At 70.8% G+C, this 21,991-nt stretch carries 23 protein-coding genes and 1 pseudogene; 14 read left to right on the top strand and 10 right to left on the bottom strand.

Annotated features, from left to right (window positions below; all coding sequences use genetic code 11):
• Nucleotides 1–204 precede the first annotated feature (204 nt).
• On the top strand, nt 205–2,004 hold the full coding sequence (recQ, locus tag EAT51_RS09215) for a DNA helicase RecQ (protein ID WP_130517193.1): 1,800 nt from the start codon (nt 205–207) through the stop codon (nt 2,002–2,004).
• Between the two features lie 36 nt (nt 2,005–2,040).
• The gene (locus EAT51_RS09210) at nt 2,041–2,610 is read left to right on the top strand and encodes a DNA-3-methyladenine glycosylase I (protein WP_130517191.1); all 570 of its coding nucleotides are present in this window, start codon (nt 2,041–2,043) and stop codon (nt 2,608–2,610) included.
• Nucleotides 2,611–3,207: 597 nt separating this feature from the next.
• On the opposite strand, the gene EAT51_RS09205 is transcribed toward EAT51_RS09210, so the two are convergent.
• The 4 genes from EAT51_RS09205 to EAT51_RS09190 all read right to left on the bottom strand — a co-directional run bounded on the left by EAT51_RS09205 (nt 3,208) and on the right by EAT51_RS09190 (nt 6,966).
• A complete protein-coding gene (locus EAT51_RS09205) occupies nt 3,208–3,903 on the bottom strand; it encodes a YitT family protein (protein ID WP_165421950.1) in 696 nt (231 codons plus the stop codon).
• Nucleotides 3,904–4,040: 137 nt separating this feature from the next.
• On the bottom strand, nt 4,041–4,610 hold the full coding sequence (locus EAT51_RS09200; protein WP_130517189.1) for a hypothetical protein: 570 nt from the start codon (nt 4,608–4,610) through the stop codon (nt 4,041–4,043).
• A gap of 60 nt (nt 4,611–4,670) precedes the next feature.
• Nucleotides 4,671–5,801: a PilT/PilU family type 4a pilus ATPase gene (locus tag EAT51_RS09195; protein ID WP_130517187.1), complete on the bottom strand. Its 1,131-nt coding sequence runs from the start codon at nt 5,799–5,801 to the stop codon at nt 4,671–4,673.
• Nucleotides 5,802–5,928: 127 nt separating this feature from the next.
• Nucleotides 5,929–6,966 (bottom strand): type IV pilus twitching motility protein PilT, encoded by a 1,038-nt coding sequence (locus EAT51_RS09190; RefSeq protein ID WP_130561540.1) that lies wholly within the window; start codon nt 6,964–6,966, stop codon nt 5,929–5,931.
• Between the two features lie 101 nt (nt 6,967–7,067).
• On the opposite strand from EAT51_RS09190, the gene EAT51_RS09185 reads away from it, so the two are divergent.
• The 4 genes and pseudogenes from EAT51_RS09185 (at nt 7,068) to EAT51_RS09170 (ending at nt 9,762) form a co-directional block, all read left to right on the top strand.
• Nucleotides 7,068–7,748 (top strand): YggS family pyridoxal phosphate-dependent enzyme, encoded by a 681-nt coding sequence (locus EAT51_RS09185; protein ID WP_130561539.1) that lies wholly within the window; start codon nt 7,068–7,070, stop codon nt 7,746–7,748.
• 241 nt (nt 7,749–7,989) lie between these two features.
• Nucleotides 7,990–8,115 (top strand): annotated as a pseudogene (locus EAT51_RS09180) (YggS family pyridoxal phosphate-dependent enzyme); the annotation flags it as partial.
• Between the two features lie 319 nt (nt 8,116–8,434).
• The gene (gene proC / locus EAT51_RS09175) at nt 8,435–9,286 is read left to right on the top strand and encodes a pyrroline-5-carboxylate reductase (RefSeq protein ID WP_130528448.1); all 852 of its coding nucleotides are present in this window, start codon (nt 8,435–8,437) and stop codon (nt 9,284–9,286) included.
• Between the two features lie 5 nt (nt 9,287–9,291).
• Nucleotides 9,292–9,762 (top strand): DUF4426 domain-containing protein, encoded by a 471-nt coding sequence (locus EAT51_RS09170; RefSeq protein WP_130561538.1) that lies wholly within the window; start codon nt 9,292–9,294, stop codon nt 9,760–9,762.
• A 19-nt stretch (nt 9,763–9,781) separates the two neighbouring features.
• Here EAT51_RS09170 and soxR read toward each other — a convergent pair whose 3' ends face one another.
• Nucleotides 9,782–10,216, bottom strand: coding sequence for a redox-sensitive transcriptional activator SoxR (gene soxR, locus EAT51_RS09165; RefSeq protein ID WP_130517177.1), 435 nt, complete (start codon nt 10,214–10,216; stop codon nt 9,782–9,784).
• Nucleotides 10,217–10,310: 94 nt separating this feature from the next.
• On the opposite strand from soxR, the gene EAT51_RS09160 reads away from it, so the two are divergent.
• Nucleotides 10,311–11,681, top strand: coding sequence for an MFS transporter (locus EAT51_RS09160; protein ID WP_205965170.1), 1,371 nt, complete (start codon nt 10,311–10,313; stop codon nt 11,679–11,681).
• 3 nt (nt 11,682–11,684) lie between these two features.
• On the opposite strand, the gene EAT51_RS09155 is transcribed toward EAT51_RS09160, so the two are convergent.
• The 3 genes from EAT51_RS09155 to pdxH are packed head-to-tail and all read right to left on the bottom strand — an operon-like array spanning nt 11,685 to nt 13,616.
• Complete coding sequence (locus EAT51_RS09155; protein ID WP_130517653.1) at nt 11,685–12,479, bottom strand: ABC transporter substrate-binding protein; 795 nt, start codon at nt 12,477–12,479, stop codon at nt 11,685–11,687.
• A 5-nt stretch (nt 12,480–12,484) separates the two neighbouring features.
• Nucleotides 12,485–12,946 carry an aminoglycoside 6'-N-acetyltransferase gene (gene aac(6') / locus EAT51_RS09150; protein WP_228257868.1) on the bottom strand — a complete coding sequence of 154 codons (462 nt, stop codon included), beginning with the start codon at nt 12,944–12,946 and terminating at the stop codon, nt 12,485–12,487.
• 55 nt (nt 12,947–13,001) lie between these two features.
• Nucleotides 13,002–13,616 (bottom strand): pyridoxamine 5'-phosphate oxidase, encoded by a 615-nt coding sequence (gene pdxH, locus EAT51_RS09145; RefSeq protein WP_130561537.1) that lies wholly within the window; start codon nt 13,614–13,616, stop codon nt 13,002–13,004.
• A 48-nt stretch (nt 13,617–13,664) separates the two neighbouring features.
• On the opposite strand from pdxH, the gene EAT51_RS09140 reads away from it, so the two are divergent.
• The 3 genes from EAT51_RS09140 to aroB all read left to right on the top strand — a co-directional run bounded on the left by EAT51_RS09140 (nt 13,665) and on the right by aroB (nt 16,193).
• The gene (locus tag EAT51_RS09140) at nt 13,665–14,474 is read left to right on the top strand and encodes a kinase (RefSeq protein ID WP_205965169.1); all 810 of its coding nucleotides are present in this window, start codon (nt 13,665–13,667) and stop codon (nt 14,472–14,474) included.
• Between the two features lie 64 nt (nt 14,475–14,538).
• Nucleotides 14,539–15,084, top strand: coding sequence for a shikimate kinase (locus tag EAT51_RS09135; protein ID WP_130517171.1), 546 nt, complete (start codon nt 14,539–14,541; stop codon nt 15,082–15,084).
• Nucleotides 15,081–16,193: a 3-dehydroquinate synthase gene (aroB, locus tag EAT51_RS09130; protein ID WP_130561536.1), complete on the top strand. Its 1,113-nt coding sequence runs from the start codon at nt 15,081–15,083 to the stop codon at nt 16,191–16,193. Before EAT51_RS09135 ends, aroB begins: the two co-directional genes overlap by 4 nt.
• 15 nt (nt 16,194–16,208) lie before the next feature.
• Here aroB and EAT51_RS20615 read toward each other — a convergent pair whose 3' ends face one another.
• A complete protein-coding gene (locus EAT51_RS20615; RefSeq protein WP_130561535.1) occupies nt 16,209–17,153 on the bottom strand; it encodes an isochorismatase family protein in 945 nt (314 codons plus the stop codon).
• A 94-nt stretch (nt 17,154–17,247) separates the two neighbouring features.
• Here EAT51_RS20615 and EAT51_RS09120 point away from each other — a divergent pair, with 94 nt between their 5' ends.
• Genes EAT51_RS09120 through hemE form a run of 4 tightly spaced genes read left to right on the top strand, consistent with a single transcriptional unit; the run spans nt 17,248 to nt 20,148 of the window.
• Nucleotides 17,248–18,198, top strand: a complete 951-nt coding sequence (locus EAT51_RS09120; protein WP_130561534.1) for a helix-turn-helix domain-containing protein — start codon at nt 17,248–17,250, stop codon at nt 18,196–18,198.
• Nucleotides 18,199–18,227: 29 nt separating this feature from the next.
• A complete protein-coding gene (locus tag EAT51_RS09115; RefSeq protein ID WP_130517162.1) occupies nt 18,228–18,485 on the top strand; it encodes a WGR domain-containing protein in 258 nt (85 codons plus the stop codon).
• Nucleotides 18,486–18,487: 2 nt separating this feature from the next.
• Nucleotides 18,488–19,045 carry a GNAT family N-acetyltransferase gene (locus EAT51_RS09110; RefSeq protein ID WP_130561533.1) on the top strand — a complete coding sequence of 186 codons (558 nt, stop codon included), beginning with the start codon at nt 18,488–18,490 and terminating at the stop codon, nt 19,043–19,045.
• Between the two features lie 32 nt (nt 19,046–19,077).
• Nucleotides 19,078–20,148, top strand: a complete 1,071-nt coding sequence (gene hemE, locus EAT51_RS09105) for a uroporphyrinogen decarboxylase (protein WP_130517649.1) — start codon at nt 19,078–19,080, stop codon at nt 20,146–20,148.
• Nucleotides 20,149–20,179: 31 nt separating this feature from the next.
• Here the strand turns inward: hemE and EAT51_RS09100 are convergent, their stop codons facing one another.
• A complete protein-coding gene (locus tag EAT51_RS09100; protein WP_205965168.1) occupies nt 20,180–21,928 on the bottom strand; it encodes a hypothetical protein in 1,749 nt (582 codons plus the stop codon).
• Nucleotides 21,929–21,991: the final 63 nt, after the last annotated feature.

Here is a 21,991-nt window from a genome sequence, read left to right as displayed (position 1 = left end):
AACCTTGGGCCCCTGCTCACTCGTCTGCCAGATCCCCGCGCCTTCGGCGCGCCCCCTTGACTCAAGGGGGCTCTCCACCAGCCAGTGCATCGGGGGCTGCAGCCGGCACCCAGACATTTCCGACGTGTTTTGTAGTCGATGCCCGGCCCTGCGCCGGGCATTGCGTATCTGGGGGATGAGACCGCGGCCCGGTATCCTGTGCACATGCAGGAACGTGCGCTAGAAATCCTCCACCGGGTGTTCGGACACCCTGGTTTCCGCGGCGAGCAGGCCGCCATCGTCGAGCACCTGGCCAGCGGCCACGACGCCCTGGTGCTGATGCCCACCGGCGGCGGCAAGTCGCTGTGCTACCAGGTGCCGGCGCTGCTGCGCGAGGGCACGGCGATCGTGGTCTCGCCGCTGATCGCGCTGATGCAGGACCAGGTCGAGGCGCTGCGCCAGCTGGGCGTGCGCGCCGAGTTCCTCAACTCCTCGCTCGAGGCCCAGGCCGCCCAGCAGGTCGAGCGCGACCTGCTGTCCGGCGAGCTGGATCTGCTGTATGTCGCGCCCGAGCGGCTGTTGACCCCGCGCTTCCTGTCGCTGCTCGATCGCGCGCGGGTGAGCCTGTTCGCCATCGACGAGGCGCACTGCGTGTCGCAGTGGGGCCACGACTTCCGCCCCGAGTACCGCCAGCTCACCGTGCTGCACGAGCGCTGGCCGCAGGTGCCGCGCATCGCGCTGACCGCCACGGCCGATCCGCCGACCCAGGCCGAGATCGCCGAGCGCCTGCAGCTGGAGGACGCGCGCCGCTTCGTCAGCTCCTTCGACCGGCCCAACATCCGCTACACCGTGGTACAGAAGGACAACGGCCGCCGCCAGCTGCTGGACTTCCTGGAGGACCACAAGGGCCAGGCCGGCATCGTCTACTGCATGTCGCGCAAGAAGGTCGAGCAGACCGCCGAGTTCCTGCGCGAGAAGGGCTTCGACGCCCTGCCCTACCACGCCGGCCTGGATGCGCGGCTGCGCGCCGAGAACCAGCGCCGCTTCCTGCGCGAGGACGGCATCGTCATGTGCGCGACCATCGCCTTCGGCATGGGCATCGACAAGCCGGACGTGCGCTTCGTCGCCCACACCGACCTGCCCAAGTCGCTGGAGGGCTACTACCAGGAGACCGGTCGTGCCGGCCGCGACGGCGAGCCCGCGCAGGCCTGGCTGGCCTATGGCCTGGGCGATGTGGTGCTGCTCAAGCAGATGATCGAACAGGGCGAGGCCGCCGAGGAGCGCAAACGCCTGGAGCGGCGCAAGCTCGACCAGCTGCTGGGCTATTGCGAATCGATGCAGTGCCGGCGCCAGGTGCTGCTGGCCGGCTTCGGCGAGACCTATCCGCAACCCTGCGGCAACTGCGACAACTGCCTGACCCCGGCCGCGACCTGGGACGCCACCGAGGCCGCGCGCAAGGCGCTGAGCTGCGTCTACCGCACCGGCCAGCGCTTCGGCGCGGCGCATCTGATCGACGTGCTGCGCGGCGCCGACACCGAGCGCATCCGCCAGCTCGGCCACGACCAGCTCACCACCTATGGCATCGGCAGCGATCTCGATGCGGCGACCTGGCGCGGCGTGTTCCGCCAGCTCGTGGCCGCCAGCGTGCTGGAGGTCGACGCCGAGGGCCACGGCAGCCTGCGCCTGACGCCCTCGGCCAAGCCGGTCCTGCAGGGCCAGCAGACCCTGCTGCTGCGCAAGGATTCGCCCAAGCTGCGCCAGCGCAGCGGCGGCACCAGCCCGGCCGCCGCCGAGGTCCCCGAGACCGACCAGCCGCTGTTCCAGGCCCTGCGCCGCCTGCGCGCGCAGCTGGCCAAGGAGCAGAACGTGCCGGCCTACGTCATCTTCCACGACGCCACGCTGCGCAACATCGCCCAGCAGCGCCCCACCGACCTGCGCGCCCTGGCGCGCGTGGGCGGCGTGGGCGGCAGCAAGCTGGACCGCTATGGGCCGGCGCTGATCGACGTGGTCCGCGAGGCGGGCTGACGCCTGCCCCTCCCTTCACCGACCCGGACTGCCCCCATGAGCGGCTACTGCGCCATCGCCCTCGGCCACCCGATCCACGGCGACTACCACGACACCGAATACGGCTTTCCGCAGCGCGAGGAGTCGGTGCTGTTCGAGCGCCTGCTGCTGGAGATCAACCAGGCCGGCCTGAGCTGGGAGACCATCCTGCGCAAGCGCGCCGCGTTCCGCGCCGCCTACAGCGGCTTCGACGTGGACCAGGTGGCCGCCTACGGCGAGGCCGACATCGCGCGGCTGCTCGCCGACGCCGGCATCATCCGCAACCGCCTCAAGGTGCTGGCCGCGATCCACAACGCCCAGGTCATCCAGACCCTGCGCGCCTCGCACGGCAGCTTCGCCGCCTGGCTGGACGCGCACCACCCGCTGGAGAAGGCGGACTGGGTGAAGCTGTTCAAGCGGACTTTCCGCTTCACCGGCGGCGAGATCACCGGTGAGTTCCTGATGAGCCTGGGCTACCTGCCCGGTGCGCACCACGAAGGCTGCCCGGCGTTCGCCGCGGCGGCCAGGCACAAGCCGGCGTGGATGCAGGCGAGCAGGCCACTGAGGTCGGCGAAGACGAAGAAGTAGCGCCAGCGCTTCGTCACTTGCCCCAAGCCCCACTCCCCGCGGACACGGGCACTTCATCGTTCGCGCCACTCCCTGCAAGTGCGCGAATCTCGCGGTTCGCTCTACTCCGTCGCTCTCACGGAAGCGGGACCTCGTCGCCCTCGCTACTCCGTCATTCCCGCGAGCACTTGAACCTGTTCGTTCACCCCATTCCGTCATTCCAGCGAGCGCTTGAATCTCTTCGTTCACTCCATTCCGTCATTCCCGCGAAAGCGGGAATCCAGGGACTGTGCGCTTTTCGCTTTTGCTGCTGCTTTTCCAGCAGCTTAAGGCAGGATGAATAGACATGACGAAACGCGCAGAGCCGACCGATATCGCTGACGCGGAAACCCATGCGTCGATGCGTCGTGTGCCGGGACGGGACGTGAACCCCTGCGAATCCCATGGCGCGTGGTGAGCCGTCTCGACGACAGCGCATGGCGTTTGGGACCGGCTAAGTCACTTATCAAAAGCCTGAAAAGCAACGTCCCTGGATTCCCGCGTTCGCGGGAATGACGACTCAAAGATTCAAGCGGCCTGTCACTGAGGTGCACATCCGGCGCTCGCTTAAGCCCCGCCTCAAACGCCCATATACCGATGCGGCCGGTGGTTGAACATCAGTACCAGGCTCAGCACCACCGCGCCCAGCGCCGAGTACAGCACCTTCGACGGCGCCAGCGTGAAGCAGGCCACGCCCATCAGCACCGCATCGAAGGTCATCTGCACCTTGCCCGCGCTGATGCCGCGCGTGCGCTGCAGGTAGACGGCCAGGATGCCCACGCCGCCCAGGCTGGCGTGGTGGCGGATGAAGAACAGGATGCCCATGCCGACCAGCGCGCCACCGACCAGCGCCGAGTACAGCGGCGTCATCTGCGCGTACGGCGCCCAGTGCGGCAGCAGGTCGGTGAGCACACCGCACGCGCCGACCGCCACGAAGGTCTTGAGGGTGAACTCCCAGCCCATGCGCCGCACCGAGAGCCAGTAGAACGGCAGGTTCACCAGCACGAACATCAGACCGAAGTTCCAGCCGAAGGTGTAATGCGCCAGGAAGGCCACGCCCGCCATGCCGCCGATCATCAGCCCGCCCTTGGCGAACACCGCCAGTCCCAGCGAGGCGGTCAGCGTGGCCAGCACCATGCCCTGCACGTCTTCGGCCACGGAGTGGTGGAACGCCCGATCATCGACCACCGTGCCTTCCGAATCCGGCGGCGGCGTCAGCGGCCCCGAGGTGACTACCACGCCCGGCGGCGAATGATCGGCGCCGCCATCGTCCAGGCCGATCTCCTGCGCAGGCGTATCGAGGGCAGAAGCGTCGGAAGGCGACTTGTCAGGTGTCACGGCGGGCGGCAGCAAGGAGGAGGCGCGTGCAGTTTAGCGAGCCAAGTCCCGACTTTCGTTACGCCGGAAACTCTTCAAGCCGAATCTGGAAAGAATTCCACACCCCAACCCAACGCGAACAGGCAGAACCCGAGGACCACGAGGGTCCATGCACCCCAGGAAAGTCGACCATCAGCACACACATCTTCCGCGCTGGACCGCGCGGTGGCACGAACGCGCAGGTTGACCCATAGCACCGGAAGCGGCGCCAGGATCGCGATCATCGAGAACGGGTCAGGTGTGTACGCCATCACCGAGAGCGCCAGGTACAGCAGAGCCATCAGGCCGCCATGGAGCTGCACGGACTGGCGTTCCAGACGCTTGGCGAGAAGATCCTCCATCTGCTTGAAGCAGAAGTAGGCGGTCACATCGGAGAAGAATGCACGCGCCACAGGGGACAGCGAGACCTGTCGCGCGCGACGGACGGCAACCCAGTTGCGATAGAACCAGATAAGGAGATAGAGGTTAAGCGTGCTGAAAGACAGCAGCAGGAACTTCCAAGCCGGTGGGGCGTAGAGCAGAAGTCCTCGAATGGCCGGGGCGGCAGGCGCACTGTCAAGCGGCGCGCGCGGCGACTGATACGGATTTTCCGCCTGCAGTTCCATCAACGTCCCCTGTCGCTACTGGCGGTGCGGACCAACCGACGCCGATTCCTGATGACCGGCTCAGCGCGCCTCGGCGACCTCGACGCCATCCAGGCCCTGGGCCAGGGTGCGCGCGTCGCCGCCCTGGGCCAGCTTGATGCGCAGGCGCACCTCGTTCTGCGAGTCGGCGTAGCGCAGGGCGTCCTCGTAGGAGATCTCGCCGGCCTGGTAGAGCTCGAACAGGCTCTGGTCGAAGGTCTTCATGCCCAGGTTGGTGGACTCCTTCATCACTTCCTTGAGCTTGTGGATCTCGCCGTCGCGGATGTAGTCCTGGATCAGCGGCGTGCCCAGCATGATCTCCATCGCCACCCGGCGCGCCTTGCCGTCGGGGGTCGGCACCAGCTGCTGGGCGACCACGCCCTTGAGGTTGAGCGAGAGGTCCATCAGCAGCTGGCTGCGGCGGTCCTCGGGGAAGAAGTTGATGATGCGGTCCATCGCCTGGTTGGCGTTGTTGGCGTGCAGGGTGCACAGCACCAGGTGGCCGGTCTCGGCGAAGGAGATGGCGTGGTCCATGCCCTCGCGGGTGCGCACCTCGCCGATCATGATCACGTCCGGCGCCTGGCGCAGGGTGTTCTTCAGCGCGTTCTCCCAGCTGTCGGTGTCGATGCCGACCTCGCGCTGGGTGATGATGCAGCCCTCGTGCTTGTGCACGAATTCGATCGGGTCCTCGATGGTGATGATGTGACCGGTCGAGTTCTGATTGCGGTAGCCGATCATCGCCGCCAGCGAGGTCGACTTGCCGGTGCCGGTGGCGCCGACGAAGATGATGATGCCGCGCTTGGTCATCGCCAGGGTCTTGATGACCGGCGGCAGGTTGAGCTCATCGACGCTGGGGATCTTGGTCTCGATCCGGCGCAGCACCATGCCCACCTGGTTGCGCTGATAGAAGCAGCTCACGCGGAAGCGGCCCACGCCGGCCACGCCGATGGCGAAGTTGCACTCGTGGGTCTTCTCGAACTCCTCGCGCTGGGCGGGGGTCATGACGTTGAGCACCAGGTCGCGCGACTGCTGCGGCGTCAGCGGCGTCTGCGTGATCGGGGTGAGCTTGCCGTGCACCTTGATCGACGGCGGCATGCCCGAGGTGATGAACAGATCCGACGCCTTCTGATGCGCCATCAGCTTGAGAAACGAGGTGAAGTCGATGGCGCTCATGCGTGCTCCTTCGGAGCTGGGAATCGGGAATGGAGAATCGGGAATCGCGGCAGCGGGCACCTCGGGAGCGGAAAGCGCGGGATGGCGGCCTGCCCCATTCCCGATTCCCTACTCCCGATTCCCGGCCTTACTCGAACAACCGCTTGTCCTTGGCGTATTCCTTGACCTGGTGGCGCGTGATCTGGCTGCGCTTGACCAGGTCCTGCAGGTGCTGGTCCAGGGTCATCATGCCGTACTGCTGGCCGGTCTGGATGGCCGAGTACATCTGCGCGACCTTGTCCTCGCGGATCAGGTTGCGGATGGCCGGGGTGCCGACCATGATCTCCCAGGCGGCGGTGCGGCCGCCGCCGACTTTCTTCAGCAGCGCCTGGCTGATCACCGCGCGCAGCGATTCGGACAGCATCGAGCGCACCATCGGCTTCTCGCCGGCGGGGAACACGTCGATGATGCGGTCGATGGTCTTGGCCGCCGAGCTGGTGTGCAGGGTGCCGAACACCAGGTGGCCGGTTTCCGCAGCGGTCAGCGCCAGGCGGATGGTCTCCAGGTCGCGCAACTCGCCGACCAGGATGTAGTCGGGGTCTTCGCGCAGCGCCGAGCGCAGCGCTTCGTTGAAGCCGTGCGTGTCGCGGTGCACCTCGCGCTGGTTGATCAGGCACTTCTGCGAGGTGTGGACGAATTCGATCGGGTCCTCGACGGTGAGGATGTGGCCGTATTCGCTCTTGTTGATGTAGTCGATCATCGCCGCCAGCGTGGTCGACTTGCCCGAGCCGGTCGGTCCAGTCACCAGGATCAGGCCCTGCGGCTGCTGCACCATCTCGCGGAACAGCGGCGGGCAGGCCAGGTCCTCCAGGGTCAGCACCTCGGACGGGATGGTGCGGAACACGGCGCCGGCGCCGCGGTTCTGGTTGAAGGCGTTGACGCGGAAGCGCGCCAGCGAGGGGATCTCGAAGGAGAAGTCGACCTCGAGGAATTCCTCGTAATCGCGGCGCTGCTTGTCCGACATGATGTCGTAGACCAGCGCGTGGACCTGCTTGTGATCCAGGGCGGGGATGTTGATGCGGCGCACGTCGCCATCCACGCGGATCATCGGCGGCAGCCCGGCGGACAGATGCAGGTCCGAGGCCTTGTTCTTGACCGAGAAGGCCAGTAGTTCGGCGATATCCATGCGTCTGGTTTGCCCCTGTGGAAAGTGTTGCGAACTGGAACCCTACATCCCCGAAAGGCAGTATAGCGCCCTTCCCGACACTGCCAACGGGCCTGTTTACCGTGCTTTCCGAGCGTCTGAGCGACACCCTGAACAGGCTGCGGGACGCAGCCGACGCGGCCAAGCGGCCCATGCCCACGCTGGTGGCCGTGTCCAAGTTTCATCCGGCGCAGGCGGTGGCCGAGTTGGCCGCCGCGGGCCAGCGCGTGTTCGGCGAGAACTATGTGCAGGAGGCGCAGACCAAGCGGGCCGAGCTGTCCGCGCTGGCGCTGGAGTGGCATCTGATCGGCCATCTGCAGTCCAACAAGGCGGCCCTGGCGGCCGAGCTGTTCGACTGGGTGCAGACGGTGGACCGGCCCAAGCTGGTCGCGGCCCTGGCGGCGGCGCGGTCGCCGCAGCGCGGGCCGCTCAACGTGCTGATCCAGGTCAACATCGACGATGAATTGAGCAAGCATGGCTGCGCGCCCGAAGCGGTCGAGGCGCTGGCCGAGGCGATCGCCGCGCAGCCGCGGCTGGCGCTGCGCGGGCTGATGGCGATCCCGGCGCCGCACGAGGATCCGGCGCTGCGCCGGGCCGCGTTCGTGCGCATGAAGCAACTGTTCGATGCGCTGGCGGCGCGCCATGCCGGCGTGGATACGCTGTCGATGGGGATGAGCGAGGACTGCGCGCTGGCCGTGGCCGAGGGCGCGACGATGGTGCGGGTAGGCACCGCCCTCTTCGGCGCGCGGCCGGTCAAAGCCTGACGCTTGGTGGGAGCCACTGTCCCTCAAATCTCGCAGCCGCCTGGCTGTAGAGCGGAGCTTGCTCCGCTGGGGCCTTCCCACGCACCGAGCGAAGAGCAGCGGAGCAAGCTCCGCTCTACAGGTGGGAGCCGCCCTCGTGGCCTTTTTAGCCAATGGCGGCGCGAGGCTCTACCGGGAAAGCCTCATCGCCGCCATGGCGGCTCCCACAGGAGCAAGGCGAAGCGACTACATGAATGCGCCACGCCGCGCCGCAATGGATACGTTGTCGATGGGGATGAGCGAGGACTGCGCGCTGGCCGTGGCCGAGGGGGCGACCATGGTGCGGGTGGGCACCGCCCTGTTCGGCGCGCGGCCGGTCAAGGCCTGACGCTTGGCGGAGCCACTGTCTCTCAGGTCTCGCAGCGGCCTGCCTGTAGAGCGGAGCTTGCTCCGCTGGGGCTTTCCCGCGAACTGAAGGAAGAGCAGCGGAGCAAGCTCCGCTCTACAGGTGGAGCCGCCCTCGCGGCCTTTTTGGCCAATGGCGGCGATGAGGCTCTACCGGGAAAGCCTCATCGCCGCCATGGCGGCTCCCACGGGGGGAAGAGGCTTCGAAAGGGAGAGAGAATCCCACAGGAGGCTTCCACATCGGTGCGCCGGGAACGGCGATAATCCGGGTGATCCTTCACCGCACCGGGCATCAGGCCGCCATGACCGTATCGAGTTCCGAATCCGCAGCGCCGGCCGTCGACACGGTCGCCTTCATCGGCGGCGGCAACATGGCGCGCAGCCTGATCGGCGGGCTGATCGCGCGCGGCGCGGCGCCGGCCAGCATCCGCGTGGCCGAGCCGGTGGCCGAGCTGCGCGAGGGCCTAGCCCGGCAGTTCGGCGTGCAGGTGTTCGCGGAGGCCGGCGAGGCCGTGCAGGGCGCCTCGCTGTGGCTGTTCGCGGTCAAGCCGCAGGTGATGCGCGGGGTGTGCGAAGGCCTGGCCGCTGCGGCGCAGTCGGCCAGGCCGCTGGTGGTGTCGATCGCCGCCGGCATCACCGCCGCGCAGCTCTCGCGCTGGCTGGGTGGCGAGGTCGCGGTGGTGCGCGCCATGCCCAACACGCCGGCGATGCTAGGGGCGGGCGTGACCGGCCTGTTCGCCACGCCGCAGGTCGACGACGCCGGGCGGGCGCGCACCGATGCCTTGCTTTCCAGCGCCGGCCCGACCGTGTGGATCGACACCGAGGCGCAGATGGATGCGGTCACCGCCGTGTCCGGCAGCGGGCCGGCCTATGTCTTCCTGCTGGCCGAGGCGATGGAGGCGGCCGGCATCGCCCAGGGCCTGCCCGCCGAAGCGGCGCGCGCGCTGACGCTGCAGACCGTGCTCGGCGCGGCGCGCATGCTGACCGAGGCGGGCGAACCGCCGGCCGAACTGCGCCGGCGCGTGACCTCGCCCAACGGCACCACCCAGGCCGCGATCGAGACCTTCCAGGCCGGTGGCTTCGAGGCGCTGACCGCCCAGGCCATCGCCGCTGCCGCGCGGCGCGGCGGCGAACTGTCGGCGGCCAACGACTGATCGCCATGCCGGCGCGTCTGCCCTCGCGCTTGCTCCTGCCGCTGGCGAGCCTGCTGGCGCTGGCCGCGTGTTCGGGCGGGCAGGCGCCGCAGCGCGTGCAGCCGGTGGCGCCGGTGGACAGCGTGCGCACGCTGGGCGCGCTGCAGGTGCGCTACAACGCCCTGCCCAGCCTGGCGCTGCCCGAATCGGCGGCCGAGGCCTACGGACTGGACCGTGGCGCCGGCCGGGCGCTGGTGATCGTGGCGCTGCGGCAGCGGCAGGGCGACGACGAGGTGCCGGTCCAGGGCAGCGTGCGCGGCGTGGCGGTGGATCTGTCCGGCCGTCGCCAGCAGATCACCTTCAAGCCGGTGCGGACCGGCGATGCGGTCGATCAGGTCGGCAGCGTGGAGATCAGCCCGCGCGACACGCTGCGCTTCGAGCTGGACGTGGCCAGCGACATCGGCGGCGGCCCGCTGCGCTTCGAACGCAGTTTCTGAAGCGCCCTCGAAAGCGCGCCTACTCCACCTGCCACCGCTGCGGGCCATCGCCCTGGGCGCCCAGCGCATCGCCCGGATTGCTCAGCCGGCAGCGGCGCAGGGACAGGCAGCCGCAGCCGATGCAGTCGGTGAGCTGGTCGCGCAGCTGGTGCAGCGCGAGGATGCGCTGATCCAGCTCGTGCTTCCAGGCGGCCGACATGCGCGCCCACTCGGCCCGGGTCGGCGTGCGCGATTCGGGCAACGCGTCGAAGGCGCGCCGCACCGATTCCAGCGGCACGCCCACGCGCTGGGCCACGCGGATCACCGCCAGACGCCGCAGCACATCGCGCCGGTAGCGCCGCTGGTTGCCGGCGGTGCGCAGACTGCGGATCAACCCCTTCTTCTCGTAGAAGTGCAGCGCCGATACGGCCATGCCGCTGCGCTGGGCCACCTCGCCGACCGCCAGTTCCTGCATGGCTTGACCTCAAGCAAAGTTGAGGTTGCATGCTGCCGTCCCCGCCGCCGCCAGGCAAGCGTGTCCGCCGCGGCGCCTGAAGAGCAAAGTTCGCATGAATGCTTCCGTTTCGACTTCCACGCCCGAGCAGGGCATCGCCGTCACTTCGGTCCTGGCGCCGCGCTACCGGGCCACCACGCTGGGCATGGTCGCGCTGGTCTCGCTCAGCGCCTTCGAGGCCCTGGCCATCGCCGCGGCGATGCCGACGGTGGCCACGGCGCTGAACGGCCTGCCGCTGTATGCCTTCGCCTTCGGCAGCACGCTGGCCACCAGCGTGGTCGGCATGACCGTGGCCGGGCGCTGGTGCGACCGGCGCGGCCCGGCCGGTGCGCTGTGGGGCGGGCTGGCCTGCTTCGTCGTGGGCCTGCTGCTGGCCGGGTTGGCGATCGGCATGCCGATGCTGATCGCAGGGCGCCTGGTGCAGGGCCTGGGCGCCGGCGCGCTGTCGGTATCGCTGTACGTGCTGGTCGGCCGGCAGTATCCGCAGGCGCTGCGGCCGAAGATCTTCGCGGCGTTCTCCGCGGGCTGGGTGGTGCCCTCGCTGATCGGTCCGGCCTTGAGCGGGCTGGTGGTCGAGCACCTGGGCTGGCGCTGGGTGTTCCTGGCGGTGCCGGTGCTGGCGCTTCCGGCGGCCTGGCTGCTGCGGCCCGCGCTGGCCGCCCTGCCCGCGCCGACGCAGGCGAGCGCGCCGGGACATGCGATCGGCTGGGCCGTCGGCGCGGCGATCGGCGTATGCGCACTGTCCGTGGCCGCCCATCTGCCGGGCGGGCGCGCCGTGCTGGCGCTGCTGCCTGCCCTGGCGCTGCTGCTGGTCAGCGTCTGGCGGCTGCTGCCGCGCGGGACGCTGCGCGGGGCGCGCGGGCTGGCCAGCGTGGTCGGCCTGCGCGGCGTGGCCGCGGCGGCGTTCTTCGGTAGCGAGGCCTTCCTGCCGCTGGTACTGGGCCAGGCCCGCGGCCTGTCGCCCAGCCGGGCCGGCATCGCGCTGAGCGTGGGCGCGCTGGGCTGGTTCTGCGGCTCGTGGTTCCAGGGCCACCAGACCCGCCTGCGCCGCCAGACCCTGGTGCGCACGGGCTGCGCGCTGCTGGCGATCGGCGTGGCCACCACCGTCGCCGTGGCCTGGCCGACGCTGCCGGTCCTGGTGCCGATCCTCGGCTGGGCCTGCACCGGACTGGGCATGGGCCTGCTCTATGCCAGCCTGTCGGTGCTGACCCTGACGCTGTCGCCGCCGGCCGAGCAGGGCCGCAACAGCGCCGCGCTGCAGCTGTGCGAAGCGGTGACGGTGGCCACCATGCTGACCATCGGCGGGGCGGTGTTCGCCGCCCTGCTGGCGCGCGCGCCGCTGCTGGCGCATGCGGCGCCGTTCGCGCTGTCGGTGGGCTGCGCGCGCCTGGCGCTGTGGCTGGCGCGCCGCACCGGCGCCGCCTGAGCGTCAGCGCGTCCGCCGGCTCCAGGCCTGGATGATCGCGGCGATCGCCTGCACGCCATCGGTCAGCGCGGCCGGGCCGGGCTGCAGGATCAGCGGCGACTTGATCTCGTGCAGCTGGCCCTCGCGCACCGCCGGGATCGACTCCCAGCCCGGCCGCGCGGCCACCTGCTCGGGGCGGAAGCGCTTGCCGCACCAAGAGCCCAGGATGATGTCCGGCGCCGCGGCAATCACCGGCGCGCCATCGGCCAGGATGCGGCCCTTGGCCAGCGGCTCGCGCGACAGCGCTGGGAAGGCGTCGCGGCCGCCGGCGATCTCGATCAGCTCGGCCACCCACTGGATGCCGGTGATCAGCGGCTGGTCCCATTCCTCGAAGTACACCGTCGGCCGCCGCGGCAGCGACGCGGCCTGCGCCCGGATGGCATCGAGGCCGCGCTCGAGCGCGCCGGCATACGCCTCGGCGCGCGCCGCGCAGCCGACCAGCGCGCCCAGCCGGCGCACGTAATCGACGATGCCCGCCACGCTGCGGTGATTGGCGATCCACACCTCCACGCCGGCCTTGACCAGGGCGGCGGCGATCTCGGCCTGGATGTCGGAGAAGCCGATCGCCAGGTCCGGCTTGAGCGCCAGGATCTTGTCGATGTTGGCGCTGGTGAATGCGGCGACCTTGGGCTTCTCGCGCCGCGCCTGCGGCGGGCGCACGGTGAAGCCGCTGATGCCGACGATGCGCGCCGATTCGCCCAGCGCGTACAGCGTCTCGCAGGGCTCCTCGGTGAGGCAGACGATGCGGCGCGGGCCGATCGCCATCAGGCCTCGTCGTCCAGCGCCATGCGGAAGTACACCACGCGCTCGGTCTCGGCGAAGCCGCACGCGGCGTGCGCGCGCTGCGCGGCCACGTTGTCCAGCGCGGTGTCGGAGGCCAGCTCGGTACAGCCCTGGGCCTGCGCCCAGTGCCGCACCGCCGACAGCAGCGCGCGTCCGACGCCCTGACCGCGCCAGTGCGCATTGACGTACCAGCCCTCCAGGAAGGCCACCGGCGAGCTGTCGGTGCCGTTGACGTAGTCGTTGCGCAGCGCGGCCTCGGCGAAGCCGACCGCCGTGCCGTCCGCGGCGAAGGCGAGGAAGTTGCCGGCATCGGCGCGCTGCAGCGCCTCGGCCACGTGCGCGCGGGCGTCCAGGTCCTGGTCGGGCCACAGCTCGCCCTGCAGGCTGGCCCAGGCGCGCAGGTCCTGCGCGCTGGCCGCGCGGATCGAGAACGCGGCGCTCAAGACAGCGGCAACAGGACGGTCGGCCGGCGCACCGGCAGGCGTCGCAGGCGGCCGATCAAGGAAACAGCATCCGCTTGGACCAGTGGCCGTCCGGCGCGCGCTCATAGCGCCAGCGCTCGTGCAGGCGGAACCTGGCGCCGTACCAGAACTCGAAGCTGTCCGGCACCACGCGAAACCCGGTCCAGCCATCCGGACGCGGCACCGGGCCGCCGTCGAACTCAGCCTCGACCTGGGCCAGGCGATCGTGGAATTCGGCCGCGTCCTTCAGCGTGTGCGACTGCGCCGAGGCCCAGGCGCCGAGCTGGCTCTCGCGCGGACGCGTGGCGAAGTAGGCATCGGCCTCGGCGTCGGTGACCAGCTGGACCGCGCCTTCGATGCGCACCTGGATGCCGGCCTCGCGCAGCGTGCGCCACAGCAGCAGCAGCGCCGCGCGCGGATTGGCCTGCAGCTCGCGGCCCTTCTGGCTGTCCAGATGGCTGTAGAACACCAGGCCGCGCGCGTCGTGCGCCTTGAGCAGCACGGTGCGCAGCGAGGGCTGGCCGTCCAGCGTGGCGGTGGCCACGCTCATGGCGTTGTACTCGGGCTCGGTGCCGCTCTGGCGGGCTTCTTCGTACAGGGCCGAGAAGGTGTTCAGGGCTTCGGCGTACAGATCGACTTGCACTTCGCTCATCTGGTTGGATACGGCAGCGGCCCGCGGGCGGTGCGCTATTGTCGCCCGATGACGCATCCCACGCACGGCTTCCCCGATTCGCTGGTGTCCGCGGCGCTGCGCAGCGCGCGTGCGCTGCCGCAGGCGGTGCCGGTCTGGGGCCTGTCGGCGCTGCAGGGCACCGGCAAGTCCACGCTGGCCGCGCAGCTGGCGCAGGCCGCGCAGCGCGAAGGCCTGCGCAGCGCGGTGCTGTCGCTGGACGACTTCTACCTGACCCGCGACGCGCGCCAGGCCCTGGCACGCCAGGTGCACCCGCTGCTGGTCACCCGCGGCCCGCCCGGCACCCACGACCTGCCGCTGGCCCTGCACACGCTGCAGGCCCTGCGCGAGGGCCGCCCGGTGGCGCTGCCGCGCTTCGACAAGCTGGCCGACGACCGCGCGGCCGAATCGACCTGGCCGCGGCTGGACGGGCCGGTGGATCTGGTGATCTTCGAGGGCTGGTGCCTGGGCACACCGGCCCAGGCGCAGGCCGCCCTGGTGGTGCCGATCAACGCGCTGGAGCGCGACGAGGACCGCGACGCCACCTGGCGCAGCCACTGCAACGCCGCGCTGGCGCGCGACTACCCGGCGCTGTGGCGGACCTGCGACACGCTGTGGTTCCTGCAGCCGCCGGGCTTTGAGCATGTCGTGGACTGGCGCTGGCAGGCCGAAAAAGGCCTGCAGGCCGAGCATCCCGCGCGCGCCGCCATGACCCGCCCGCAGCTGGAGCGCTTCGTCCAGCACTACGAGCGCGTCAGCCGCCAGGCGCTGCGCACCCTGCCGGCGCTGGCCGACCACGTGGTCCGCGTGGACGCGCAGCGGCGGGTGATCGCCGGCTGAGGCCGCAGTTTCGCCTGCAACGGCCGTGGCCGGTGCGCGCGAGGCGCCAGTATCATCCGGAGCGATGAATCCCGCCCCCAACCTCGTGATGGTCGGCCCGATGGGCGCCGGCAAGACCTCGATCGGCCGCCGCATCGCCGAACGCTTCGGCCTGCGCTTCGTCGATGCCGACCACGCCGTGGTCGAGGCCGCCGGGTCGAGCATCCCGGAGATCTTCGAGCACGAGGGCGAGGCCGGATTCCGCGCCCGCGAACGCGCGGCGCTGGCGCAGCTGCTGGCCGGCGAAGGCCAGGTCGTGGCCAGCGGCGGCGGCGCGGTGCTCGATGCAGATAATCGAGCGCTGATGCAGGCGCGCGGCTTCGTCATCTATCTGCGCGTGGACGTGGAGACCCAGCTGCGGCGCGTGGCCCGCGACCGCAACCGCCCGCTGCTGCAGAACGTCGACCGCCGCCAGGTGCTCACCGACCTGATCGCCGTGCGCGATCCCCTCTACCGCCAGGTCGCCGACCTGGTGCTCGACGCAGACCGCCTCACGCCGGGCGAAGCCACCGCCGCCCTGGTCGGGCGGCTGGCGCGCGACTGGCAACCCACCGGAGCTTCCACCGCATGACCCCCGCCACCCAGACCGTCCACGTCGGCGGCGACGCGCCCTACGCCATTCACATCGGCCCCAGCCTGCTGCGCGCGGGCAAGGCGCTGGCCCAGCACGTGCGCGGCCGCCATGCGCTGCTGGTCAGCGATACCCACGTGGCGCCGCTGTATGCCGACGCGGTGGCGCAGGCGCTGAGCGAGGCGCGCCCGGAGCTGCAGCTGGCGCGCTTCGTGCTGCCGGCCGGCGAGGAGTCCAAGACGCTGGCCCACTTCGGCGCGGCCATCGAGGCGCTGGCCGAACTGGGCGCCACCCGCGATGCCTGCGTGTTTGCCCTGGGCGGCGGCGTGGTCGGCGACCTGGCCGGCTTCGCCGCGGCGTGTTGGATGCGCGGGGTGGACGTGGTCCAGCTGCCGACCACGCTGCTGTCGATGGTCGACTCGTCGGTGGGCGGCAAGACCGCGGTGGACATCCCGCAGGGCAAGAACCTGGTCGGCGCCTTCCATCCGCCGCGCGCGGTGTTCGCCGACACCACGGCGCTGACCACGTTGCCGCCGCGCGAACTGCGTGCCGGGCTGGCCGAAGTGGTCAAGTACGGCGCGCTGGGCGATCCGCTGTTCTTCGAATGGCTGGAGGCCGAGCACACCGCGCTGCTCGATGGCGATGCCGGTGCGCTGGCCACCGCCATCGCACGCAGCTGCGAGGCCAAGGCCGCGATCGTGGCGCGCGATCCGCTGGAGAAGGGCGAGCGCGCCCTGCTCAACCTGGGCCATACCTTCGGCCATGCCATCGAGACCGAACAGGGCTACGGCGGCGTGGCCAACGACAACCTCAACCACGGCGAGGCGGTGGCCGTGGGCATGGTGCTGGCCGCGCGGCTCTCGGCCAGGCTGGGCATGAGCGAGGCCGCCGACACCGAGCGCCTGATCGCGCTGCTCACCGCCTGCGGCCTGCCCACCGACATCCCGCCCGGCCTGTCGCCACAGGCCCTGCTGGCGCGCATGCGCCTGGACAAGAAGAACATCGCCGGCCGCCTGCGCCTGGTGCTGTGGCGCGGCATCGGCAAGGCCGAGGTGGTGCCCGACGTGGACGAGGCCCAGGTGCTGCCGGTGCTGGCCGGCATGGGCTGAAGCTAGGCCGCGCCGCTAGACACTGCCCTCGCGCTCGATCACCAGGATGCGCGCCGCGCCCTGCGGATGGGCGACGTGCTCGGTGCCTTCCGGCGCGTGGAAGACATCGCCGGCTTCCAGCAGCGCGGTCCGCTCGGCGCCGTCCTGGCGCCAGTGCATCCGCACGCGTCCGTCGAGCACGGCGAAGACCTCCTGCCCGTCGTTGACGTGCCAGACATAGGGCTGATCGGTCCAGTGCAGGCGCACGCCGACGCCGTCGAGCCGCGCGATCGGCAAGGCCTCCCAGGCGTGCGTCCCGGTGAAGTCGCGGCTGCGGATCACCGTCGGCATTGGCTGGGCCGTGGCGGACCGCGCGCACTGGTGGGAGCTCAGCACATTGTCCGGCCGCAGCGCCTGGCCGGCCTGCAGCGCCGCGATCCAGGCGTCGGTGCTCACCACGGCGGCGAAGTTGCTGTGGAAGACCACGCTGAAGACGCGGTGGATTTCTTCTGCGCTGGCCTGGCCGGCGGCGTTGGCGTAAGGCAGCGCGCCGCTGGCATCGCCGAGCACTTCCACGCGCAGGCCGCGATGGAAGGCCTCCAAGACGCTGGACGCGTTGCAGTTGTGGGTCATGTAGCCGACCACCGTCACGGTATCGATGTCGCGCGCGGCCAGCCACGCGGCCAGGTCGGTGGCGGTAAACACGCTGGGATGCGCCTTGAGGAGGTGGTGATCGCGCGGGCGTGCCGCCACATCCGGATGCAGCGCCCAGCCGTCGCTGCCATCGGCGAACACCGGCGCGTCGGCCGCCATGGTGTGCTGGAACACGACCACCGGTACCCGCTGCGCGCGGGCGGCGTCGATGGCGCGGACGATGTTGGGCAGCGATGCGGACACCGGCGGGTGGGCGATGCGCAGCTGGCCGGTGAAGTATTCGTTCTGGACGTCGATGACCAGCAGGGCGCGACGGGGAGCGGGCATGGCGGCAGCCTTTCGTTGAAGAAGGCGGCCAGTCTGGGCACCGGTCGCGGGGTCGACGAGTGGCCCGATGCGCGACTTTCGATAGAATCGGGCCATGTCGCCGCATCGCATCGCCGTAGTCGCCTTCGACCGCATCAGTCCCTTCCACCTGGCCGTGCCATGCCAGGTGTTCGAGCCGCGCGCGGAGCCGGGGTTGCCCGCCTTCGAGCTGCGCGTCTGTGCCGCCGAGCCCGGTCCGCTGCGCACCGATGCCGGCTTCAGCGTCCAGCCGGCTTACGGACTGGAAGGCCTGGACGGCGCCGACACGGTGATCGTCCCCTCCTGGCGCGATCGGGACGAACCGGCGCCGGCCGTGCTGATCGACGCGCTGCGCCGCGCTCACGCCGTCGGTGCGCAGTTGGTGGGGCTGTGCCTGGGCACCTTCGTGCTGGCCGATGCCGGGCTGCTCGACGGCCGCCCGGCGACCACGCACTGGGCCGCGCTGGAGACCTTCGCCCGGCGCCATCCGCAGGTGCGGCTGCAGCCGGATGTGCTGTACGTGGATGACGGCGACGTGCTGACCTCGGCCGGCACCGTGGCCGGCATCGACTGCTGCCTGCATCTGGTGCGCCGCCTGCACGGCGCCGAGGTCGCCAACCGCATCGCGCGGCGGCTGGTGGTCGCGCCGCATCGCCAGGGCGGGCAGACCCAGTACATCGAGCAGCCGTTGCCCACCGACCCGGGCGACGCACGGCTGGCGCAGGTTCTCGAATGGGCGATGACCCACCTGGACCAGCGCCTGGGCGTGGACGCGCTGGCCGCGCGCGCGCTGATGAGCCGGCGCACCTTCACCCGACGATTCCGCCAGGCGACCGGCGCCAGCCTCGGCGACTGGCTGGCGCACCAGCGCTTGGCGCGCGCGCAGCGGCTGCTGGAAACCAGCGACCTGGTGCTGGATCGCGTCGCGGCCGAGGCGGGATTCGGCAGCGCCATCTCGCTGCGCCAGCGCTTCGCCGCGACGCTCGGCACTTCGCCCTCGGCCTATCGGCGCAGCTTTCGCGGTTGAACCAGAGCGGCTTGGCTACAATCGCCGCCATGCGCGTCCTTCTCCAGCAACACCCCAGCGTGGGCCAGACGCCCCGCTACCTGCAGCTGACCCTGCAGCCGGACCTGTTCGGCGGCTGGGAGCTGCTGCGCGAGGCTGGCCAGGTCGGGGGGCGTGGGCAGCTGCGACGCGAGCAGTTCATGGCCCAGGCCGAGGCCACCGCCGCGTTCGAGAAGCTGCGCGACACGCACATCAAGCGCGGCTATCAGGTGATGTTCGTGCACGGCTTCGAGGCGCCGCGCGCCTAGCCATGCAGCCGGTCCTCGACACGGCGCGCCTGCGGCTGCGTCCGTACCTGCCTTCGGACGCGGCCGACGTGCAGCGCCTGGCCGGCGATGCGCGCGTGGCCGACACCACGGCCAATATTCCTCACCCCTACCCCGACGGCGCGGCGCAGGCCTGGATCGCCGGACTGGCGCCGGCGCTGGCCGCCGGCACGCGCATCGCCTACGCGATCACGCTGCGCCAGGACGGTGCCCTGATCGGCACCGTCGCCCTGCACGAGATGTCCCGCACCCACGCGCGGGCGATGCTGGGCTACTGGATCGGCGTGCCCTACTGGGGCCAGGGCTATGCCACCGAAGCGACGCGCCGCCTGATCGATCATGGCCACACCGCGCTCGGCCTGAGCCGCATCGGCGGCGCCTGCCTAGCGCGCAATCCGGCCTCGGCCCGGGTCATGGAGAAGGCCGGCCTGCGTCTGGAAGGCCGCCTGGTGTCACACGAATGCAAGCACGGGGTCTTCGAGGACCTGCTGCTGTACGGCCTGATCCTGCCCGGCCGCCTCCCCGCGCCCTCCCCCGCCTGATTCCCTCTCTTTACGGAAGACCTGCCTTGTCCCTGCCGCCGCTCAAGAACGACCGCCTGCTGCGCGCCCTGCGCCGCCAGCCCACCGATCGCACGCCCGTGTGGCTGATGCGCCAGGCCGGGCGCTACCTGCCCGAGTACCGCGCCACCCGCGCGCGCGCCGGCAGCTTCTTAGGCATGGCCAAGCACCCCGAGATCGCCTGCGAGGTCACGCTGCAGCCGCTGGCGCGCTTCGAGCTGGACGCGGCGATCCTGTTCTCCGACATCCTCACCATCCCCGATGCGATGGGGCTGGAGCTGTACTTCGTCGAAGGCGAAGGCCCCAAGTTCCGCCACACCGTACGCAGCGCCGACGAGGTCGCGCGCCTGGGCGTGCCGGACATGGAGACCGAGCTGCGCTACGTCATGGACGCGGTGCGCCTGATCCGCCGCGAGCTGGACGGCCGCGTGCCGCTGATCGGCTTCTCCGGCAGCCCATGGACGCTGGCCTGCTACATGGTCGAAGGCGGCGGCAGCAAGGACTTCGCCCGGATCAAGGCGATGGCGCTCAACGACCCGGACACGCTGCACGCGCTGCTCAAGGTCAACACCGATGCGGTGATCGCCTACCTGGCCGCCCAGCACGCGGCCGGCGCGCAGGCGCTGCAGGTGTTCGACACCTGGGGCGGCGTGCTGAGCCCGGCCATGTACCGCGAGTTCTCCCTGCCCTACCTGCAGCGCATCGCCGCCGAGCTGGAGCGCGGACATGGCGCCGAGCGCGCGCCGCTGATCCTGTTCGGCAAGGGCAACGCCGCGCACCTGGAGGCGCTGGCCGCCAGCGGCACCGAGGCGGTCGGCGTGGACTGGCTGGTGGAACTGGAGGAAGCCGCGCGCCGCACCGCCGGCACGGTGGCGCTGCAGGGCAATCTCGACCCGGCCGTGCTGTACGGCTCGCCCGCGGCGATCGACGTGCAGGTCAAGCGCGTGCTGGACAGCTACGCCGCCGGCAACGGCGGTTCGCGCGATGGCCACGTCTTCAACCTCGGCCACGGCATGTCGCCGGACATGAACCCCGATCACGTCACCGCACTGGTCCAGGCCGTGCATCGGCACAGCGCGCGTTAAAGCGCGACAACCCGACTTCGCGCGCCGGGCTTCAGCCGCGGGCCATCGTCGCCTGGCGCTCCTGCTGCTGCGCCGGATCCTGCGGCTGCGGCATCGTCAGCAACTGGGCGCCGGTCTGCTGCGCCTGCGGCGCCGGCTGACGCAGATCCACCCCGGCGCGCTGGCCTGGCTGATCGCCCGCCAGCCACAGGGTCTGGTCGTGGACGCCGACCTGCCGCAAGCGCTCGACCGTGATGCCTTCCTGACGCGCCAGCAGCGTGGCGCGGGCGAGATGGTCTTCGCTCACGCCGGCCGGGGCGCGGTCCCGGATCGCGGCGAAGAGGGGCGTATCGGGATGGCCGGCATGGCCCAGCTGCGGCAGCGAGGTCGCGGCGGTGTTGAAGTCGACCTTCGGTGCGGCCGACGATGGCGCCCCCGGGGCGGGCGCCCGCGGTGCCTGCACCGCGGCGCCTTCCAGCTGCCCGGGCAGCGGCGAGAACGACAGCGGCCGTCCGCGCGCCTCTTCGCCCGAGCGCAGCGCGACGGTGTACAGGGTCGAAGGCAGGCCGGCCAGCGTGCTGGGATTGTGGATCAGGTCGATGGCGAAGCGTTCCGGCGTGCGCTGGCCGCCCTGCGGCGTCGGCTCGGCCAGCAGGCGGATCGCATCGTTGCCGCCGGTGCGCGCGATGTTCTGGTTGGCCCGCAGGGTCTGCGCCTGCAGCCCCGCCATCTCCTGCTCGGTGAAGCGCAAGGTGGCCTCCTGGCCGGCCTTGAACGGCGTCGCGCCCTCGCGTCCGTAGACCGCGTTGAGCTGACCGGCCTGGGTGGCGTCCGGGGTGAAGCGATAGCGATAGCTGCGCTCGCCCGGCGTGCCATCGGCGGCGAAGGACTGGTCGATCCGCAGGCTGACATCGTGCTCGCGGTAGCGCAGCGTGCGCGAGACCTCGGCGCTGCCGTCGCCGTGCACGGTGCGCACGGCCTGGCCGCTGTTGACGCCGGTCGATAGCGAGGTCGAGCGTGCGCCCAGGCCAAGATCGACCTTGCCTTCCGAACGCAGGTCCAGGCGCGAGACCGTGCTGACCTCGGACAGCCCGGGCGCATCGCGTTCGGGCATGACCCCGGAGCGCATGAAGGCGTCGTAGGCCTGGCGGCCCTGCGGATTGGACAGATCGAACTGCGCGGTGTGCAGCGTCCCGCCGGAGACGTGATCCTCGCGTCCGAGCATGGCGCTGGCCGGGCCGAGCTTCAGGCCGACGCCGTGATAGGCCTCCACCGCCTCGCGCGGACCGGCCACGACGCGCACGCGCTGGCCTTCCAGCGCCTCGATCGAGACCTGGACGCCCTGCTCCTGCCCGACGCGATCCCGGGTGGCCAGCTGGCGCAGCCGGGTGCCGACCTCGACGCTGCCGGTGTGCGCCGCGTCCATGCTGATGCACGTGCCCACCGGCATCGACGCCGGGTCGAAGGGATTGACCGAACGCGGGTCGATCTCGCGCGCGGCACGCTCGGGCACCGCGGCCTCGAACCTGACCGTGCCGCCCTCCTGCACGCGGGCGTCGACGCCGAAGCCGCGCGCCGCCGCGTTGCCTTGGACGAAACCGCTCAGGCGGCCTTCCAGCGTGTAGCGCACCTGGCCCTCGGCGTGGGTGATCGCGCCTTCGACCCTGGCATCGAGCCCGGCCTTGAGGTGTTCGCCGCCGGCGCGCAGCTGGCCTTCGGCCTGCGCGCCGTGCTCGGTCAGCCGGCCATCGAGTTTGCCGGTAAGCGCAGTCGGCGGCGGATCGGCACGGACAGCGGACAAGGGCGGCGTGGAGGACTCATCCATGACGAGAGCTCGACAGCGGATCGGAGGCGGGATGCTACC

It is taken from the genome of Pseudoxanthomonas winnipegensis, from assembly GCF_004283755.1.
In the GTDB taxonomy this organism is placed as follows: Bacteria; Pseudomonadota; Gammaproteobacteria; order Xanthomonadales; family Xanthomonadaceae; genus Pseudoxanthomonas_A; species Pseudoxanthomonas_A winnipegensis.
This window is presented reverse-complemented; position numbering and strand designations above follow the sequence as displayed.